Here is a 15113-nt window from a genome sequence, read left to right on the forward strand (position 1 = left end):
TCTCGATATCAGCCGATCGGCAAGATCAGCACGTCGCGGGCGGGAATCTCGACCGTCGAGCCACCAGCATGCGTATGACCGGTCGGCCATGACGCCTTCCCGGAAGAGAGCGTACCCAGTCCTTCTGACAGTGTAATCTCGCTTGTCTGCGCGGCACGTGTCGGATTGACGAGCCAGAGGTAGCTGCCCTTCTCGCCCTTATGGACGCGGGCAACGAGCGCCGGATTGGAGAGGGTCACGTGCCGTCTCCTGCCACTCCAGCGAAAGAGTTTGGCAAAGAATGCGCCGTTCTTCTGCCCGCCGCTGCGGTAATAGGCGACGGAGGGATTGGTGCCGATCAACAGCGTGCGGCCCCTGCCGAAACTGTTTTCGACGATCGCCAGGCGGCCGTCGTCGAAATGGCCACGCGCCGTTCCTCCCGCAAGTGCATAGGATTGCAGGAGACCGCCGCCGGCGACGGCTTCGCCGTCGAGCTTCAAGTGAATGCGATCGCCGATGTCGGGCATGAATTCGACCTCTTCCTCGCGTGCGCCGAATACCCTGTCGAGCCCCATGTTCGGCTGGACCGTGCCGACATGGCCGCGATCGCCGAAATAGCCGGGGCAAGCCTCCGCGATCAGCGTGCCGCCGTTTTCCACCCAGGTCGCCAACCGCTTCGCCTGCTCGTCGGTGAACATGATCGGATAGGGGAAATAGAGGAAATCATAAGCATCGACATCGTCGATATGCACCCAGTCCGGCTGGACGCCGTTTTCGAGGAAAGCCCGATAGGCGCCCCACATGGCTTCCGGATAGGGCTTTTCCTTGCGGTCGTAGTTCAGAAGATAGTCGAACTCCTGCGTTTCACGCACGACGAGAATGCCGATCTCGCCGCGCACGGGCTTTGCTTCCCAAAGTGCCGACTGCGCAGGATCGTTCGCCCATTTCGCCATGCTGCTCGCCATCTCCGAGCGCGGCGTGCGCGAACCGTCCATGCCATAGGAGCCGAAGGCGCCGAAAAGCGGGCCATCGAGCAGCGGCCGCCAGCGCAAATTGAGAACGCCACGGGCGCCGCCTGCCAATGACGTCATGCTCCAGAGGCGGACATCCTCCGGCTCGGCGACACGGCCATCCTCCTTGTCGCGGCCGATCACCTGCGGCTGCAGCCAGAGCGGCCCGCCCTGGCGCTCAGCATGCCAGAAAGGTTTGCCGCGGGCGGCCGCACGGTTGATGTCGACCCCATACCAGTTCTTCCAGGCCTCTGCGCCCTTGCGGGCCTGGATCCAGGTGAAGCCGTAGATCTCCACCTTGGATGCGGCAAGCCAGTCGTCGCAGCCATTGGCCGCCATATTCGGGATCGCACCGGAAATGCCGTGGGCGGCGATGACATTCTTCCGGTCGACGGCGCGGATCGTGTCGATGCGCCACTGCATCTGGTCATAGAAATTGTCGCGCTTGAACTGCAGCCAGTCGATGCATTCCGGATAGGGGGCCATATGCACCGGCGGCTCGATATCGTCCCATTCCGCATAGCTGTAGCGGTGCCAGGCCTTCGCCAGCGCTTTCAGGCTTCCATATTTCCTTTCCAGCCAGACGCGAAAGGCGGCCTTCGCATAGTCGCTGTAGTCGACGTCGGCCGAATAGTTGCATTCGTTCCAGACGTCATAGCCGTAGATCGCCGGATGGTCCTTGTAGCGGGTGGCGAGCGTTGTCAGGAAACGGCCGGCAGCCTCCTTCACGTCAGGGCAATTCAACGTTAGGGCGCCGGCACCGCCGCCATTGTTGGAGAAGCCGCCTGTCGCGGCCGAAACGCCCATGTAGGAGCCGAGCTTGCTGCCGTCGGCATTGATCTGCAGGGCATGGGCATATTTGCGCACCGCCCAGTCAGGCACGGCATGGATGAGCTCGGCAATCACCGTTTTGATGCCGTTGGCTGCGGCAAGGTCCATCTGCCGGTCATATTCTTCCCAGTCGTAGACGCCAGGGGCGACTTCGATCGCGCTCCACATGAACCAGTGGCGGAAGATGTTGATGCCGTCTTCGGCAGCGACGCCATAGTCGCGCTCCCAGTCTTCCCTGGGCGGGTTCGACTTGCGGAAATAGACGGCGCCATAGGGAAATTGGATATCGTTTCTGAGCATGTCCTGTCCTTCTTCAATCTTTGTTTCGGACAAAGCTTCGCCGTCCGGAGGATCGATCCGGTCCGTGGCGGTCAGGTTTTGGTCCGAGGTTTCTGAAAGGCGTCCTGTCTAGCGTGGTCCTCCAGCGAGGAGTTCCAGGGTTCGGATGAGCGCGGAATGGTCGCGCTCGCCGTCGCCATTGGCGATGGCGGCGTTCATCAGCTGCTGGGTTGCGGCGGTGTTGGGCAGCGCCAGGTCGAGGGCGCGGGCAGCATCGACGGCGAGCGTCAGGTCCTTGCGGTGTAGGTGGATGCGGAAGCCCGGCTCAAAGGTCTGCTTGACCATGCGCTCGCCATGCACCTCGAGGATGCGCGAGGCGGCAAAGCCGCCCATCAGCGCGGCTCGTACTTTGGCCGGATCGGCGCCGGCCCGTTTGGCGAACAGCAGCGCCTCCGAGACAGCCTCAATGGTGAGGCCCACGATAATCTGATTGGCGACCTTGGCCGTCTGACCGTCGCCGACGCCGCCGACCAAGGTGATATTCTTACCCATCTTTTCAAACAGCGGCTTCGCCCGGTCGAAGGCTCTTTCCTTGCCGCCGACCATGATCGTCAGCGACGCCGCCTTGGCACCGACCTCGCCGCCGGAAACCGGTGCATCGAGATAATCGCAGCCGAGTGCCTCGATCCGCTTGGCAAAGCCTTTCGTAGCGACCGGCGAGATCGAGCTCATGTCGATGACGAGTTTGCCCGGGGCGAGCCCGGCCGCAACCCCGTCGTTGCCAAACAGCACCGCCTCGACATCGGGCGTATCCGGCAGCATCAGGATGACGATATCAGAGGCTTCTGCCACCGCCTTGGCACTTGGCGCCGCTCGCCCACCTTTGGTGACGAGATGCTGCGAGGCCTCCTTTACCCGACTCAGATGCAACGTGTGGCCGGCATCGATCAGGTGCTCCGCCATCGGGCGTCCCATGACGCCCAGTCCGATAAAGCCGATGTTCATTGCTGTCCTCCCTTGCGGTACGGCGCCATCCATCCGAGCCCCTCGCTGGTGCCGGCCTTCGGCTTGTATTCGCAGCCGACCCAGCCGGCGTAGCCGAGACGATCGAGCTCGGGCAGGATGAAGCCATAGTTGATCTCGCCCGTGCCGGGTTCGTTCCGGCCGGGATTGTCGGCGATCTGTACATGGGCGATTTTGTCCTTGAGCCGCGTGAAGGTCGGCATCAGGTCGCCCTGCATGATCTGCATATGGTAGAAATCGTACTGGATGAGTAGGTTGTCGGAGCCGACCTTGTCGAGGATGCGCTCGGCATGATCAGTGGTCGACAGGAAGAAGCCGGGAATGTCACGCCGGTTGATCGGCTCGATCAAAAGCTTGATGCCGGCATCAGCGAGCCGCGGCCCGGCATATTTCAGGTTATCGACCAGCACCTGTTCCAGCGTGACCGGATCGGCATCCTTGGGGACCAGCCCGGCGATGACGTTGAGCTGTTTGCAACCGAGCGCCTTGGCATAATCCAGCGCCAGCGCGATCCCGTCGCGAAATTCCGCTATCCGGTCGGGCAGGCAGGCAATGCCGCGCTCGCCGCCGGCCCAGTTGCCGGAGGGCACGTTGAACAGCGCCTGTGTCAGGCCGTGCTCCCTGAGCATGGCGGCGACGGTCTCCTTCGGCGCCTCATAGGGGCCGAGATATTCGACCGCTGCGAAGCCATCGCGGGCAGCGGCCGCGAAGCGATCCAGGAACGGCAGCTCCTGATACAGAAACGAGAGATTGGCGGAAAAACGGGGCAAGAAATTCTCCTCAGTTTGCCGGGGCGACGAAGCGATGCCGATGCAGCATGCGCTTGTCGCGCGGGTCTGGATTGGGAACGGCGGAGATGAGGCTCTTGGTATAAGCCTCCTGCGGCACGGTGCAGATCTGTTCGGCCTCGCCGATTTCAACGATCTTGCCGCGATGCATGACGGCGACACGGTCGCAGAAATAGCGCACGACGGAGATGTCATGCGAAATGAAGATAAAGCTCAGATTCAGCCGCCGACGGATATCGAGCAGGAGATCGAGGATCTGGCTGCGGATCGAGACGTCGAGTGCGGAGGTTGCTTCGTCGGCTATGATGATGCGCGGATCGAGTGCAAGAGCACGTGCAATGCCGATGCGCTGCCGCTGCCCGCCGGAAAAGGCATGCGGGTAGCGTTCCATCGCGAGCGGATCGAGACCGACCAGCCGCATCAGCTCGGCGACGCGATCTTCCAGCGCCTTGCCCTTGGCGAGACCATTGACGATCAGCGGATCGCCGATCACTTCCTTGACGGTCATGCGCGGATTGAGCGAGGCGAAGGGATCCTGGAAGACCAGCCGCACTTCGCGGTGGAAATTCCTCAGACCGCGCTTGTCGAGCCCGGTCACATCAATCTCGTGACCGTCATTGCTGCGGTAGGTGATCGTGCCGGAGCTGGGCTCCACGGTGCGCAGGATCAGCCTGCCGAGCGTCGTCTTGCCGGAGCCGCTCTCGCCGACGATGCCGAGGTTTTCGCCGGGATAGAGGTCGAAACTTGCACCGTCGACGGCACGCAGAGCATTCTGCTTGCCTGGCCAGCCGAAGATCTTGTTCAGGTTGCGCACCGAGAGGATCGGCTGTGGTCCCTCCACGAGTTTTGCCGCCGCTGGCGCCTTGCCATCCTGATGATGGGTGAGCTTCAAGGTCGAGGCAAGCAGCTGGCGCGTATAGGGGTGGCCAGCCGCATGATAGATGGCGTCAACGGGGCCACGTTCGACGATCCGGCCAAAACGCATGACGGCGACCTCGTCGGCGACTTCCGCAACCACGCCCATGTCATGCGTGATCAGCAGCATGGCCATGCCACGCCCGACCTGCAGACGTTTGATGAGATCCAGGATTTCCGCCTGCGTGGTGACATCGAGGGCCGTCGTCGGCTCGTCCGCGATCAGGATATCCGGATCGCCGGCAAGCGCCATGGCGATCATGGCGCGCTGGCGCATGCCGCCGGAGAATTCGAACGTATAGCGGTCGGCCATCCTGTCCGGATTGGGAATTTCGACCTGCCGCAACAGTTCGACCATCCGTTCCCGCGCGGCCTTCTTGTCGAGATTGCTGTGGAGCCGGATCGCCTCGACGATCTGTGAGCCGATCGTATGGACGGGCGAAAGCGAGCTCATCGGTTCCTGGAAAACGAGGCCGATACGACGGCCGCGGATCGATCGCATCGCTCGCCCGGACGGATCGAGCGTCGTGATTTCGGTTGCCCCTTCGCCCTGCCGGAGCAGGATGCTTCCGCCGACGATCCTACCCGGCCTGTCGACGATCTGGAGCAGAGAGCGTGCGGTCACACTCTTGCCCGAGCCGCTTTCGCCGACGAGGCAGAGGGTCTGACCGCTCTTGAGGTCGAAGCTGACATTTTCGACCGCATGCAGGATGTGCGTGCGCAGCTTGAAATCAATCGACAGGTTTCTGACCGAAAGCACGACGTCATCGGCAAGTTCCGTCATGGCTTTCTCCTCAATTGTCGTAAGGGTCGGCGGCGTCGCGAAGTCCGTCACCGAAGAAGTTGAAGGAGAGAACGGCGACGACGACCGCGAGCGCCGGCCAGATCAGCAGCCAGGGTGCGGTTGCGACCGTGCGGATGTTCTGTGCATCCTGCAGCAGCACGCCCCAGCTCACCACCGGCGGCTTGAGGCCGATGCCGAGGAAAGACAGCGAAGTCTCGGCGACAATCATCGTCGGGACTGCGAGCGTGACGACAGCGAGGATATGGCTCGTCAGTGACGGCAGGATATGGCGGAAGATCAGTCGTGCCTCGCTCGATCCGTCAAGCTTGGCCGCTACGACGAAGTCCTCGCTGCGCAGTGCCAGGAAGCGTCCGCGTACCTCGCGCGCCAGGCTCGTCCAGCCGAGCAGCGAGACGATGATGGTGATGACGAAATAGACGTTGGCAGGCGACCATGTCAGCGGGATCGCGGCGGCGAGCCCGAGCCAGAGCGGGATTGTCGGCATGGCGCTTACCACCTCGATCATCCTCTGGATAAGTGTGTCGACCCATCCGCCGTAGAAACCCGAAATCGAGCCGAGCACGACGCCAAGGATCAGTGAAATGGCAACGCCGACGAGGCCGATCGACATGGAAATGCGCGTGCCGTAGATCAGCCGCGAGAAGACGTCGCGCCCGAGACGGTCGGCGCCAAGCAGATACATCGGATCATTGGGATTGATCGGCCCGATCAGATGCCGGTTCAAGGGGATGAGGCCCCAAAGTTTATAGGCGGGACCTTTGACGAAAAGGCCGACCGGTACGACCTTGGTGTCGTCGACGACGAAAGTCCGGCGCAGCGCCACCTTGTCGATCTCCACCTTGTAGCCTTTGACATGGAAATTGAATGCCGTGCTGCCGTCCGGTTTTGTGACGAAGAAGGCGAGGGACTGCGGCGGCGCATAGGTGTATTGCGGCCGCGAGGTCGCCGGCAGGGCAGGGGCGAGGAATTCGGCGAAAAGCCCGATCATGTAGAGGATCAGGATGATGATGCCCGCCGTCATGGCGACCTTTTGGCGGACGAGTTTGCCGGCGATCAGCCGCCATGGGCCGATAGCGGCGGTCGAGACCGCCTTGCCCTGCTTCAGCGGGCTGATCGAGGGCCCGTCGGCAACGACGTGAACCCGGCCTGCATGCGTTCCAAAGGTGTCGTGTGTGCTCATCGTATCGCCCTCAATTGAAGCGAATGCGCGGATCGAGCAGCGCAAGCAGGAGGTCCGACACGAGCATCCCGACGAGCGTCAGCGCGCTGAGCAGGAGGATGAAGCTGCCGGCGAGATACATGTCCTGGGAGACCAATGCGCGGAAGAGCAATGGTCCGGCCGTCGGCAGGTTCAGGACGATGGCTGTGATCGTGACACCGGAAACAAGATGCGGCAGCACCCAGCCGATCGCGGATACAAAGGGATTGAGCGCAATCCGCACCGGATATTTCAGAATGACCTTGTATTCCGGCAGGCCCTTGGCGCGGGCGGTGATGACATAGGGCTTGTGCAATTCATCGGTCAGGTTCGCCCGCAGGATGCGGATCAGGGCGGCGGTTCCCGATGCCCCGATGATGATGATCGGGATCCAGAGATGGGCCAGGAAGTCTCCGACCTTAGCAAGCGTCCAGGGCGCGTCGGCAAATTCGGGAGAGTTCAGCCCACCGACGCTCTGGCCAAGATATTTATAGGCGACATACATCAGGATCAGCGCCAGGATGAAATTGGGCACCGCCAGGCCGATGAAGCCGAAGAAGGTGAAGACGTGGTCGCCGACGGAGTGGCGGCGCACGGCCGAATAGATGCCGATCGGGAGCGCCACGACCCAGACAAAGAGGAGACTCAGCAGCGAGATCACCAGGGTCGAGCCCATGCGGCCCCAGATGAGGCCCGCCACCGGCTGGTTCCATTCGAAGGAGTAGCCGAAGTCGCCGCGGCTGAGGATGCCCCAGATCCATTTGAAATACTGGACGTAGAAGGGATCGTCGAAGCCGTAGATCGTCTTCAGCCGCTCGATCTGGGCCGGGTCGACCGTCTGGCCGCTGTCGCTCATCGTGGCGATCATCGAGGTCAGGTAATCGCCCGGCGGCAGCTGAATGATCAGGAACGAGATCAGCGACATGCCGAACAGCGTCGGGATCATGTAAAGCACGCGCTTGAAGATATAGCCAAGCATCGGATAGTTCCTCCCGTTGGGAGCGCCGCTTCCGGCGCTTCCGCGGACCACCTCTTTCCGCACCCGGTCCCTGGACCGGGTGCACTCCTCCAATCTCACTTCCAGGTGAGATGCACGACCTCCAGTCTTTCGATGCCGGGCACCTCCACCAATGCCCTCGCGTCCTTGACGCTGAAGGACGCGGCGCGGTCGGCGACGACGAGCCATGCCTTCGCCACCGATTTGCCTTCAGGAATTTCGAACGAAATTCTCTGCGCCGCCAGCGGAAAATTCTCGCGGATCGGGCCCTTCAGCATCATCGGATTGGTCAGGTTGAAAAGGCTGAGGGCAACACCAGAAGAGTTCTCACGCAAGGCGAGATCGACGACACCCTGGCCCGCGACCGTGACGCGCGGCGTCTTGCCAAGTGCCCAGCGCACCGCATTGGCGATCAGGCGGGCATGATCGACTGCCATGACTTCCCAGAAGATCTCCCCGATGTTCCAGGGAATGTAGACCGTGCGTCCGCCCTTGCCGGTTTCACGCGCGATGACGGCCGCCCCTTTCGGCTCCTCGCGCGGATAGACTTCCTCCATCGGCAGATCCGGGAAATCGGGAACGTAGAGGAAGGGCGTCGTCGCACCGGCGCCGGGTTCGACATCCAGGAGCCGCGTGCCGCCCATGATGCGGCCGGCGCCGTCATAGCCGGCATTGACAGGGTGATCGCCGGAGAGCGCCACATAGGTATTCTTGACGATACCGCGCGGTCCCGAAACGAAGCTTGCGCCGAGAACGTCAGCGAGGCCGAAATTCGCGCGTTTCTTGCCGAGCTCGTCACGAAGCGAGGTCTCATAGGCTGCAACGATGCTGCCGCCGCGGTCGACATAGCCGCGGATCGCCTCGCATTGCGCATCCGAGAGGCACGAGACATTGGCGAGCACGATCAGCTTGAAGCGATCGAGATTATCCTTCGTCAGCACCTGATCGGAGAGAAGTTCGAAGGGTAGCCGCGCTTCGACCAGGGCATGATAGAAGCCGAGATCGTGCTTCTCGGCGCTCGGGCGTTCTTCCGGCGCCCAGTGACGCAGCGTCGTCGACGGGTCGATGACGGCGATCTCGGCTGTCGGCTTCATGCTTTCGATCACCGGCTCGATTGCCGCCTGCAGCGCGAAGGAATCGGCGACCGGCTCGACCCAGCGCTTGTCGGGAACGACGCCATTGAACTTGGTGAACCAGGCATAGAGGCCGTGTGCCGTGCCGTCATTGATCCAGAGCTGCATCTCCTCGCCGGAGGTGACCGCGTCCTTCCAGCGATACTCTTCCTCCGGGCCGATCGAGGTGATGAGCACGACGGGCCGGTCGGGGAAGGTGGCGCGAATGCGCTTGCCGTTGCGGCCGGCCGACCAGCCGAGCTCGACGCCGCGGCGGCCCTGATGGTCGACGACTAGGAAAGGGCAATGCCTGGCGATGACCGAAAGGTCGAATTCCATCAGCGAGGCGCCGCCCATGTTCGGGATGAAGCTCGCATGCGGGCGGATCGCCTTCACCGCGTCGTCCCATTGCGCGATCATGTCGGTCAGCACCCGGCGACGCCACTGCACCCAGGCCTGCCAGGCAGGATCCCCGGCGTCAGACGCTTTCGGCAGCGCGTGGCCGAACATGTCCTTGAAGCGGCGGGCGCTGTCCTCGCTGTAATCGACGCCATGCCCCTGCCAGCGGTTGGCGAAGACTGCGTCGATGTCGTATTTGCGGACGATCTCCTTCACCACCTCGGGCATGAAGACGGTGTTGTAGTCGCCATAGGCGTTGGTGACCCAGACGTCGGGAAAGGCCCAGTGGCGGCGAGGCTTGCCATTGACATCGATCGCCACCCATTCGGGATGGGCCTTTGCGGCATCGTCGTGGATGGCGTGCGGATCGACTCGGGCCATGACATGCATGTCGAGCTTGCGCGCCGCATCGACCAGCGCCCCGAAGATGTCCTTATCCCCGAGATATTTGCTGACATGGTGATAGGGAATCTCGCTCGGATAGTAGGCAATGTAGCCGCCCGCGCTGAGGCAGACCGCGTTGGATTTCGTGCGCTTGAACACGTCGATCCAAAAGGCCGGATCGTATTTCTCTGGATCGTCCTCGACGAAGGTGAGCTGCGTCCACCGCGTTGCGGTCCTGAACCAGTCGGGGGTTCTCAGCGTATCGGTGTTCTGTTTCCTGGCGTCGAGCATTCTGTCCATCCATCTCTAGGAGCAATTTCAGGAAAAGTGCGAAGCGGTTTTCCGTCGGGAATTGCGCAAAAACAAAAAGTTAGAGCGGGTTAGCGTTTCCATGAAAAGCTGAGACGCTCCAAGGCAAAAGGGAACCGTGGCGCCGGCCGCAAAGGCCGGCGCTTCAATTTCAGTTGGTTTCCTGAGCGGCTCAGGCCTTGTAGAACTGCTCCGGCATGGTCGGGGCAGGCGTCGGCCAGCCGAAGGAGTTCGGCATGGTCCGCGTGATGTTCTTCATGTTGTTCTTGACGATACCGTAGCCATCCGGCGGCTGCGAAATCCCGAAGACGTAGAAGTTATCGGCGGCGGACTGCAGGATCTCCTTCATGATCTCTGCCTGGCGGGCAGGATCCGAGGTCGCCACCAGCTTGTTGTAAAGTTCGAATTGCTTCTTCGTTTCTTCCGGTGGCTCGATTGCATTCTTGTTTTCGCGGTCGCGGTACCAGAGCTGCCAGCCGGGCGCATACATCGCATTGTTGTCGGTGGGCACGTAGTAGCGCGGATCGAGCATCGCCGCGAGGCCGCCATTGGCTCCGAACTGGTGCCCAGTCGCGTCGAAATCGCGGCCCTGGCGGACGCGTGTTTCCCAAAGCGAGCGGTCCATGCTGCGCATCTGCGCATCGATGCCGACCGCCTGGAACATCGGAATGATGAGCTGGAAGAGATCGAGAAAGACGGCGCGCGCCTGATCGATCTCGAAGATGATTGTCAAACGGCGTCCCTGATCGTCGAGCCGGAAATTCTGGTCGTCGCGCTTGGGCACGATCTCGTCAAGCATGGCATTGGCCTTGTCGACATCATAGGCCGTGAATTGCGTGGCGAGCTGTTCGTTGTAGAGCGGATCACCCTGCTTGATCGAAGGTTGCGCCGGCGCGCCCTGGCCGACCAGAACGGCATCGATCAGCGACTGCCGGTCGAGAGCCGTCGAAAGCGCTGCGCGGAAATTCTTGTTCTGGAAGAGCTTCCGCTTCGTCTCGTCGTTGTGGTTCAGGTTCAGGATGAAGCACATGACATTGGCTTCGGTCGAGGTCAGCGTGTAGAAATCATAGCCACCCTGTTCACGCGCATCGTAGAGCACCGACTTGTTGTTCGGCGTGGCGATATACTGGTCCATCAGGTCGATTTCGCCCTGCATGGCCTTCAAAAGCAGAACCTGCGGATCGGCGACCATCTGGTAGACGATGCGATCCATGTAGGGGAGCTGGTTTCCGGCGGTATCGACCTTCCAGTAATAGGGATTGCGTTCGGCAACGGCGCGCTCGGTGTTTTCGCCCGGCGCGATCGTGAACATCCAGGCATGCAGGCAGGGCTTCTTCGACGAGTTCAGGAAGAAGGCATTGTCGTCCTGGAAGCCGGCCGCACTCTGGAAGGAAGCGATCCAGCTGTCGAAGCCGCGCTGTTTGGCAAGGTCGTTGGCTTTCGGATTGTAATCGATGTGGAACTGCTCGAGATAGTGCTTCGGGCAGCGTGTCGTCTGGTCGAGATTGGACCAGGCTACCTGCAACGGAAACAAACCGTTAGGTTCCGCAAAGATAACCTTGAAAGTCTGCTCGTCGACGATCTCGAGCGTGGCCGGCTTGCCGCGCGACTTCCAGTGATTCTGGCCGACGAAGGCGACACGATCATCGGTGAGCACGGTGTCGTACCAGAACTTGATGTCTGCCGTGGTGTAAGGCTGACCGTCGGACCATTTCATGCCCTTGCGCAGGCGGATCGTATAGACCTTCGAATCCGCGTCACCTTCGAAAGATTCGGCAACGTTGAGCGTCACGCCCGACCAGTCCGGCGTATAGCGCAGCAGCGGTTCATAGGCCTGATAGCGGAAAAGCATGGAGAGCGAGCCGCCTCCGACCAATGCCATGTTCCAGTCGCCGCCATATTTGCCGACGCTTTCCACCGGCTTGATGACGAGCGGGTTTTCCGGCAGACGGTCCTTGATGGGCGGCAGTGCTCCGCTTTTGACCTTTTCCTTCAGAATATCGGCTTCCTGGTAATCCAGGGCGAAAGACGGCAGGGCCGGCAGAATAAGGGCGGCCGAAGTCCCGGCCAGAAACGCACGACGTCTCAGCTTGATCATAGGGTCTCCTCCAAGATAGCCAAACCCTTATGTTTATTTTCCTTCGAGGTTTGGATATCAAAAGAAATATATTTTTGCATTTGTTAGGTAAAGTGTTATGTTGTATTAGGAGCGATTTTTGTATCCTGCCGGTGCTTGTGGTGCTATCGCAGCCGGAAAATCGTAAGAAGGCAGTTGGATGAAGAATAAGGATCGCGTCACTTTGCAGAGGATCGCCGAGGAGGTCGGCCTCTCGAAATATGCCGTCTCGCGCTCGCTCGCGGGCAAGAGCGGCGTGAGCGAGGAGACGCGCGAGCGCATCAGGGAGACGGCGCGGCGCCTCGGCTACAGCAAACCGCTCTCGCAGCCTGAAGTGCGCGACATCACTCTCGTCTTTCACGATATCGATGTCGTCAACAGCGAGCTTTACATGCAGATGCAGAATGGCGTGCAGCGCGAGGCACAAAGGCTTGGTCAGCCTTTGCGCATCCGCTGGACGCATAGTCCTGAGAGTATTTCCGATCTCGCCGATGTGAGCGCCGGCCTGATCCTCGTCGGACCGCACGATCGGCAGGCGATAGAAGCCGCCGAGGCCAAGGGCGTTCCGGTCGTCCGGTGCGGCTGGGTGGAAGCGCTTGAACAGGCCGATCAGGTGACCGGTACCGATCACGAAGGCGGCCAGGCAGTTACTCAATATCTAATCGGCCTTGGCCATCGTACGATTGCCTATGTTCACGGCACGCCCGGCTATCGCGGCCGCCTGGAGCGTTTCTACGGCGCACGCGAGATTGCCGAGCGGCACTCCGACGTGTCGCTGCATGTCATGCAGTTCGAGGAGCAGGGCGGCTTTGTCGGTGCCTTCAGGGCATTGAGGGACAGGGGCGTGAATCCGACTGCCTTCTTCTGCGCCCATGACGGCCTTGCCCTGACCGTCGTCTCGGAACTGCTGGCGCTCGGTTATCGGATACCTGATGATATTTCCGTTGTTGGCTTCGGCGATTTTTCTCCGGCAACGCAGATATCGCCGCAGCTGACGACCGTTCGCGTCGAGGGGCAGGAGATAGGAGCCGCCGGTCTCAGGCTGCTTCTCGAACGCATCGAGTCTCCGCGTCTGCCCAATGCGCCGGCCCGGCGCATCTGTATCGCCTCGCGGATCATCGAGCGCCGCTCGGTTGGGCCCTGCCGAACGGACGGCAACCGCCCAAGTCCGGAAAAGCCGCTCGCTCCAGCCATTTCCTGAACCCTTCCGGCCTCACGAACCCGCCGCTCAGGACGTTCGTCGCATGGGCCTGAGCTGCGACCGTCACATCGAAATCGCTGTTCTTACGCATTTGATCGACTGTGGCGGCGCCGTCGAAGCGTTTCATCTTTCCCGATTGACAGGCCTCTCCTGTTCGCTATTCTATTATAAAAGCCAGTATAACATAATTGTGGAACATTAAATGGGAGTATCCGCATGAAAACTGTACTTGCATTCCTTCTTGGAACAGCGCTCGTCGCATTGCCTTCCGCGCTCATGGCGCAGGAGAAGGGCGGCGTCATCAATGTCGCGACGATCGGCGAGCCGCCGACGCTCGATCCGATGTCGTCGACGGCCGATCTCGTCGGCATCGTGACGCAGCACATCTTTGAGACGCTCTATACGTTCGACAAGAATTGGAAGGTGACGCCGCTTCTGGCCGAAAGCCTGCCTGAAATCAGTGCTGATGGAAAAACCTATACCATCAAGCTCAGGACCGGCATCAAGTTCCACGACAATACCGACATGACATCGGAAGATGTCGTGGCCTCCCTGAACCGCTGGACGAAGATCGCCTCGCGCGGCAAGCAGGCGGCCGGCTTCATCGATTCCATCGCGGCGATCGATCCGGCAACGGTCAAGATCACGCTCAAGCAGCCCTATGCGCCGCTGACCTCGCTGCTTGCCTTCAACAATTCGGCCGCGATCATCATTCCGGCCGAGAAGCAGGACGAGCCGATGAAGGAATTCGTCGGAACCGGTCCCTACATGCTGAAGGAACGCAAGGCGGACCAATATATCCAGCTCGTGCGCTTTGACGGCTACAAGTCGCGCGATGGCGAGAGCGATGGATACGGCGGCGCGCGTCACCAGTATCTCGACGAGATCCGCTTCGTCCCGGTTCCCGATCCGAATACCCGCGTCGAGGCAGCCGTTTCCGGTCAATATGATTATGTCGACTCCATTCCGGTCGAATCTTTCGACAAGCTGAAGGGATCGACCGCATCGCAGCCGGTCATGCTGAAGCCCTTCGGCTATCCGGTCTTCGTCTTCAATACGAAGGACGGCATCAACAAGAATATCGAAATCCGCAAGGCGATCCGTCAGGCGCTCAGCATGGAGGACATGTTGGCCGCCGCCTTCGGCAGCACGGATTTCTACACGCTTGACGGTGATATCTATCCTGAAGCCTATTCCTGGCATACCGACGCCGGCGTGGAGGGTGCCTATAACGTCGCCGACCCGGAAGGTGCGGCCGAGGCATTGAAGAAGGCGGGCTACAATGGCGAGCCGCTTCGCATCCTCACCAGCCGCCAGTACGAGTTCCACTACAAGATGGCCCAGGTTGCGGCCGAATATCTGAAGATGGCAGGCTTCAACGTCGACTTGCAGGTGGTCGATTGGGCCACGCTGACCCAGCGCCGCACCGATCCGAAGCTCTGGGATATCTACATCACCCATAGCCCCTTCCTGCCCGAACCGGCGCTGATCGGCTCGCTTTCGACCAGCTCGCCTGGCTGGTGGGATACGCCGGCCCGCAAGGCGGCAGTCGATGCCTTCACCTCAGAGGTCGATCCGGACAAGCGCGTGGCACTCTGGGCAGACGTTCAGAAGGCCATTTATGCCGATGCCCCATTCATGAAAATTGGTGATTTCAATGCGCTTGCTGCGGAATCGACCAAGCTTGAAGGTGTCAATCCGGCCCCCTGGCCCTATTTCTGGAATGCTTCGATCAAGAAGTAACGGTGATGCACGAGGCTGGTTGCT

General features: G+C 60.9%; 10 protein-coding genes. 2 read left to right on the forward strand and 8 right to left on the reverse strand.

Annotated elements, in window-relative coordinates:
• Positions 1–8: 8 nt before the first annotated feature.
• The 8 genes from AAE029_RS01820 to AAE029_RS01855 form a co-directional block, all read right to left on the reverse strand.
• Positions 9–2120, reverse strand: a complete 2112-nt coding sequence (locus AAE029_RS01820; protein ID WP_371071075.1) for a beta-galactosidase — start codon at positions 2118–2120, stop codon at positions 9–11.
• A 108-nt stretch (positions 2121–2228) separates the two neighbouring features.
• Positions 2229–3104 carry a 2-hydroxy-3-oxopropionate reductase gene (locus AAE029_RS01825; protein WP_371071076.1) on the reverse strand — a complete coding sequence of 292 codons (876 nt, stop codon included), beginning with the start codon at positions 3102–3104 and terminating at the stop codon, positions 2229–2231.
• Positions 3101–3892, reverse strand: coding sequence for a 2-oxo-tetronate isomerase (gene otnI / locus AAE029_RS01830; RefSeq protein ID WP_371071077.1), 792 nt, complete (start codon positions 3890–3892; stop codon positions 3101–3103). Before otnI ends, AAE029_RS01825 begins: the two co-directional genes overlap by 4 nt.
• A 10-nt stretch (positions 3893–3902) precedes the next feature.
• The gene (locus AAE029_RS01835; RefSeq protein ID WP_371071078.1) at positions 3903–5609 is read right to left on the reverse strand and encodes an ABC transporter ATP-binding protein; all 1707 of its coding nucleotides are present in this window, start codon (positions 5607–5609) and stop codon (positions 3903–3905) included.
• Positions 5610–5619: 10 nt separating this feature from the next.
• Positions 5620–6810 (reverse strand): ABC transporter permease, encoded by a 1191-nt coding sequence (locus AAE029_RS01840; protein ID WP_371071079.1) that lies wholly within the window; start codon positions 6808–6810, stop codon positions 5620–5622.
• A gap of 10 nt (positions 6811–6820) precedes the next feature.
• Positions 6821–7807, reverse strand: a complete 987-nt coding sequence (locus AAE029_RS01845) for an ABC transporter permease (RefSeq protein ID WP_371071080.1) — start codon at positions 7805–7807, stop codon at positions 6821–6823.
• 95 nt (positions 7808–7902) lie between these two features.
• Complete coding sequence (locus tag AAE029_RS01850; protein ID WP_371071081.1) at positions 7903–10011, reverse strand: family 10 glycosylhydrolase; 2109 nt, start codon at positions 10009–10011, stop codon at positions 7903–7905.
• A 190-nt stretch (positions 10012–10201) separates the two neighbouring features.
• On the reverse strand, positions 10202–12127 hold the full coding sequence (locus AAE029_RS01855; RefSeq protein ID WP_371071082.1) for an ABC transporter substrate-binding protein: 1926 nt from the start codon (positions 12125–12127) through the stop codon (positions 10202–10204).
• Positions 12128–12305: 178 nt separating this feature from the next.
• Between AAE029_RS01855 and AAE029_RS01860 the strand changes: the two genes are divergently transcribed.
• Together AAE029_RS01860 and AAE029_RS01865 are read left to right on the forward strand one after the other, a co-directional pair.
• On the forward strand, positions 12306–13346 hold the full coding sequence (locus AAE029_RS01860) for a LacI family DNA-binding transcriptional regulator (RefSeq protein ID WP_371071083.1): 1041 nt from the start codon (positions 12306–12308) through the stop codon (positions 13344–13346).
• Positions 13347–13562: 216 nt separating this feature from the next.
• A complete protein-coding gene (locus AAE029_RS01865; protein WP_371071084.1) occupies positions 13563–15089 on the forward strand; it encodes an ABC transporter substrate-binding protein in 1527 nt (508 codons plus the stop codon).
• Positions 15090–15113 lie beyond the last annotated feature (24 nt).

This window comes from Sinorhizobium sp. CB7 (genome assembly GCF_041357635.1).
Taxonomy (GTDB): Bacteria; Pseudomonadota; Alphaproteobacteria; order Rhizobiales; family Rhizobiaceae; genus Rhizobium.